The organism is Shewanella algicola, assembly GCF_014648035.1.
GTDB lineage: Bacteria > Pseudomonadota > Gammaproteobacteria > Enterobacterales > Shewanellaceae > Shewanella > Shewanella algicola.
Window position 1 is genome coordinate 1 of the sequence record NZ_BMQI01000106.1, and the last position, 4570, is coordinate 4570.

Consider the following 4570-nt stretch of genomic DNA (forward strand, 5'->3'; position numbering starts at 1 on the left):
TTGTTGAGCAGTGTTCCATTGCATGGAACCGATTTATTGCAGAGCCGGAAAGGGTGACTCAACGATGTTCTAGACGGTGGACAAAACTGACCAATTAATTAATGTAAATGGTATAAGTATAAACGCTAGTTGCTAACGCAATGGGCTTATCACGACTGGAATTTGAGTTTATGCATCAAGCTTATTTATCAAGATGAGCGAGATAGCAGCGTGGTTTATATGCCTACGTGAGAGTAGGTCATTTCTAGACGCCAAATACACGAAAAAGCCCTAGCAGAAAGTGCTAGGTCTTTTTTCGTATATACACTTACTTAAGTTCCAGACAATTTAAGGCACTTCCTATATCCATATAGGTCACGCGAAAAGTTAAACTCGAAGCATCCCGCAGTTGAGCGGGTTCCTCCTCTCAAAAGGCCGTTATATTGCTCCTGCAATAATGGCATTTCCGCCATTCCTGGCGATTAGCCCTTTCCGGGAAAGTGTTTGCTGAATGCTGCATATACAAGACGCACTCCTTTTTTCTCATGTGGGAGTAGGTCATTTTCAGGCGCCTAATTTACTCGAAAGAGTCGTGATAAGCCCTTGCTACTGCCGCGGACCTTTTAGGTCTGGAATTTGAGCTTTGTGCCTAAGCTTAAGTGTCAATCTATAACATCAAGACTGAGATAATGGTTTTACACTATCGACTAAGTGAAACGTTTATCGTTTCACCCTCTTGTTTACCATAATTAATGCATAGGTAAGCAATGGGAATAATGCAAGTTAATGTACAATAACAGCACTTTTTAGAAACGTAATCATTCTATGACTATTTCACTTACGCCGTTTAATACTTTTGGTCTCAAGCAAGATTGTGACACCCTTATTGATGTAACGTCTAAAGCCGGACTCATTGCAACTTGCAATAAGCTGTATAAAGAGAATTTTCCCATGCTAATCCTTGGTGGTGGGAGTAATCTAGTTTTTACTGAAAACTATCAAGGCTCTGTCGTCAAAGTGTCTACAAAAGGTATCGAAATAACGAGTGATGACACGCATTATTATCTGACTGTTCAAGCTGGCGAAAATTGGCATCAGCTTGTCGAATTTTGTTTAGAGAAAAAGATTTATGGTTTAGAAAATATGGCACTGATACCTGGTACTGTAGGTGCTGCTCCGATTCAAAATATTGGTGCTTATGGGGTTGAGTTCAATCTATTTTGTCATCGGGTAGAATTTTTGCAGTTAGACACAGGAAAGTTGACGACATATAACAAGCTACAATGTGAGTTTGATTACCGCGAGTCAGTCTTTAAGCAACGTCTAAGAAACTTAGCGGTGATTACTCAAGTTACACTGAAATTAGCTAAAAAATGGGTGCCTGTTATCAACTATGGTCCATTACAACACTTTGATTCTTCAACTGTAACGGCAAAGCAAATTTTTGATTGTGTTTGTCAGATTCGACAGTCTAAATTACCCGATCCAGCAAAATTAGGTAACGTAGGCAGCTTCTTTAAGAATCCTGTGATTTCTGTTGAGCATTACAATACATTGAAGGCGTCATTTCCAAATTTAATTGCCTATGAGCAACCTGATAGACAATTCAAGCTGGCAGCCGGTTGGCTGATCGATCAGGCTGGGTTGAAAGGTGCTAAGGTTGGTGCAGCGACAGTGCATCAAGAACAGGCATTAGTACTGGTTAACCTTGGTACTGCAACGGGGAGGGACGTCTGTCAATTAGCGCGGAAAATAATTGATGCCGTTTATGATAAGTTTACGGTGGTCTTACATCCTGAGCCTAGAATTATTGGTTCTCAAGGAGAGGTAAAAATTAAATGAACGATCATTGGTTACGTAAACGCCAAATTCTCAATTGTTTAACTCATCAACATTTTGTTTCCGGAGAGGTAATTGCAAAGAAGTTGTCACTAACCCGAGCTGCGATTAATCAGCACATAGACGGCTTAAAAGATTATGGCATTGAAATTTACAGTGTTAAGGGGAAAGGTTACAAATTGGCTAATCCCATTTCATTAATTGTTGAGAGTCAACTGGTTAATGCAATAGAGAATCGTTGCTTTTATTTTGATGATACCAATAGCACCAACGCGTTTATGTTGAGTCATGCCACTGAGCTTAAATCGGGCGATATTTGCGTTGCAGAGTATCAATCAGCAGGTCGCGGCCGTCGGGGACGGCAATGGGTTTCTCCTTATGGCCATCATATATATGCATCATTATTTTGGCGTTTTAATCAGGATATTTCCCAAGCTAGTGGCTTAAGTTTGGTTGTCGGCTGCGCAATCGTCAAAGCATTGCAAGATTTTGGTGTGGAAGAATTAGGATTAAAATGGCCAAATGACATTTACTTAGATCATAAAAAATTGGCTGGGATCTTGATAGAAGTGAGTCAAACATCTTCACAACATACGGATTTAGTTATTGGTTTCGGTATCAATATGAGTATGTCTATTGAACAAGGTGATTTAATTGATCAACCATGGAGCGACTTATCGACTATGGCGAGTATGCCAGATAAAACGGCATTATTAATAAAGCTGCATTCACAGCTGAAACGTGATTTACAACTATTTGAACAACATGGTTTGACTGAGTTTGCAACTCGTTGGAATGAACATGATTTATTTATTAATCGTGAAGTAACACTCATAATGTCACCTAATTCTGTTACTGGGTTTTGTCGAGGTATTGATAATCAAGGGGCTATTTTATTAGAGAATGAACAAGGTATTAATGCATTTGTGGGCGGTGAAATAAGCTTGCGGGCAGCACAATAAAATAAATGTATCAATTACAATTTAGTATAGCTGTGTGTGAAATATCACTTACGTAACAAGACTTTACTCATTAAATGGTTAGGGCCTTTTTGTAAAATTAAATGAGCTCTTTCACGTGTTGGTTGAATATTAAGATTTAAATTAGGACCGTTAATGGTATCCCAAATATTGGCGGCAATTGCATTGGCTTCATCATCTGTTAGCGATGAATAATGATGAAAGAAAGACTCTGGCTCGCTAAATGCGCCTCCTCTGAACTGTAAGAAACGTTGCTTATACCATTGCTTTAATAATGATTCATCTGCATCGACATAAATAGAGAAATCGACAAAATCAGAAACGAAAGGTCTTCTAGTATCAATAGGAGTATCCAGGCCAGTTTGCAGTACGTTAAGGCCTTCAATGATCAAAATATCAGGTTGCCGAATAGCCTGATGCTCGTTATGGAGTCTGTCATAAGTCACATGTGAATATAAAGGCGCTAATACTTCTTTATCACCTGCTTTTACAGCTGAGATAAACTCTACAAGCATTTTCATGTCGTAGCTTTCAGGAAAGCCCTTACGCTGTAATAACCCTTTGCGCTTTAAGTCAGCAAGCGGGTATAAAAATCCGTCGGTAGTGACAAGATCGACCTTAGGATGCTCAGGCCAGCGTTGTAAGAGGGTTTGAAGGATACGTGCAGTGGTACTCTTACCGACGGCAACACTACCAGCAATACTGATAATGTATGGGCTTGGGGTAGCTTGTTGCTCTAAAAACTTTCCAAGAACCAGCCCTCGTTGCTGTTTAGAGCCTACAAATAGGTTTAGCAAGCGACTAAGAGGTAGATAAATGTCAGTCACTTCATCAAGAGACAGTTTTTCATTCATACCGCGAAGGTTTTCGAGTTCAGTTTGACTTAAGGTGAGGGGCACTGATTTACGAAGTTCAGCCCAATGCTCGCGCTGAAAAGCAAAGTAAAGTGCATCTTGTATTGAGTTAATTGAAGTCATAACCATTCCTCTAGGTTGGTCAGGCACATTACACTATCGAATAATGACCGACAATACTTTGATATTGATTTGTGGGCATGTGGAATATATTCGATTAGAAATTGTGCTTTTTTTTTAAAATGAGGCCAAAAAAGCGTCATTTGAAACTTTTTTTAAGTTTTTTAGCATTTATCTATTGCACTCCTGGGCACATTTACCTAATATCCGAACCCGAAATGACACGCCGGCATAGCTCAGTTGGTAGAGCAACTGACTTGTAATCAGTAGGTCCCGAGTTCGACTCTTGGTGCCGGCACCATTTTACTGGAGGGGTTCCCGAGTGGCCAAAGGGATCAGACTGTAAATCTGACGGCTCAGCCTTCGAAGGTTCGAATCCTTCTCCCTCCACCATTTTTTCTAGGTAGTTAGGTAGCCTATGTTAGGTTGCGCGGATGTCGTATAATGGTATTACTCCAGCCTTCCAAGCTGATAACGCGGGTTCGATTCCCGCCATCCGCTCCAAAATTTGATTGCTGATATGGCTCAGTTGGTAGAGCGCACCCTTGGTAAGGGTGAGGTCGGCAGTTCGAATCTGCCTATCAGCACCAGCCTGTCATTATCCTAACGCCTAAACAATAATTGATTCGATGTCATATTTATGCATCGGATTTTTACTATATCTGTGTTTTCATCACCAAACTATTGGATTGAGGCAATACCATGGCAAAAGCTAAATTTGAACGTAATAAGCCCCACGTAAACGTAGGCACCATCGGTCACGTTGACCATGGTAAAACAACTCTTACTGCAGCTATC

At 40.4% G+C, this 4570-nt stretch carries 4 protein-coding genes and 4 tRNA genes; 7 read left to right on the forward strand and 1 reads right to left on the reverse strand.

Annotated elements, in window-relative coordinates:
- The first annotated feature begins 804 nt into the window (after positions 1-804).
- Together murB and birA are read left to right on the forward strand one after the other, a co-directional pair.
- Positions 805-1821 (forward strand): UDP-N-acetylmuramate dehydrogenase, encoded by a 1017-nt coding sequence (gene murB / locus IEY42_RS21680; RefSeq protein ID WP_188927254.1) that lies wholly within the window; start codon positions 805-807, stop codon positions 1819-1821.
- Complete coding sequence (birA, locus tag IEY42_RS21685) at positions 1818-2780, forward strand: bifunctional biotin--[acetyl-CoA-carboxylase] ligase/biotin operon repressor BirA (RefSeq protein WP_188927255.1); 963 nt, start codon at positions 1818-1820, stop codon at positions 2778-2780. Before murB ends, birA begins: the two co-directional genes overlap by 4 nt.
- Before the next feature lie 44 nt (positions 2781-2824).
- Here birA and coaA read toward each other — a convergent pair whose 3' ends face one another.
- Positions 2825-3775 (reverse strand): type I pantothenate kinase, encoded by a 951-nt coding sequence (gene coaA, locus IEY42_RS21690; protein WP_188927256.1) that lies wholly within the window; start codon positions 3773-3775, stop codon positions 2825-2827.
- A gap of 222 nt (positions 3776-3997) precedes the next feature.
- On the opposite strand from coaA, the gene IEY42_RS21695 reads away from it, so the two are divergent.
- The 5 genes from IEY42_RS21695 to IEY42_RS21715 form a co-directional block, all read left to right on the forward strand.
- Positions 3998-4073 (forward strand) — tRNA-Thr (locus tag IEY42_RS21695).
- A 7-nt stretch (positions 4074-4080) separates the two neighbouring features.
- Positions 4081-4165 (forward strand) — tRNA-Tyr (locus tag IEY42_RS21700).
- A 37-nt stretch (positions 4166-4202) separates the two neighbouring features.
- Positions 4203-4276: transfer RNA gene (locus tag IEY42_RS21705), tRNA-Gly, on the forward strand.
- Positions 4277-4286: 10 nt separating this feature from the next.
- Positions 4287-4362, forward strand: a tRNA-Thr gene (locus IEY42_RS21710).
- Positions 4363-4474: 112 nt separating this feature from the next.
- Positions 4475-4570, forward strand: a 96-nt coding sequence (locus IEY42_RS21715) for a GTP-binding protein (RefSeq protein WP_079393000.1), incomplete at its 3' end; no start/stop codon positions are given.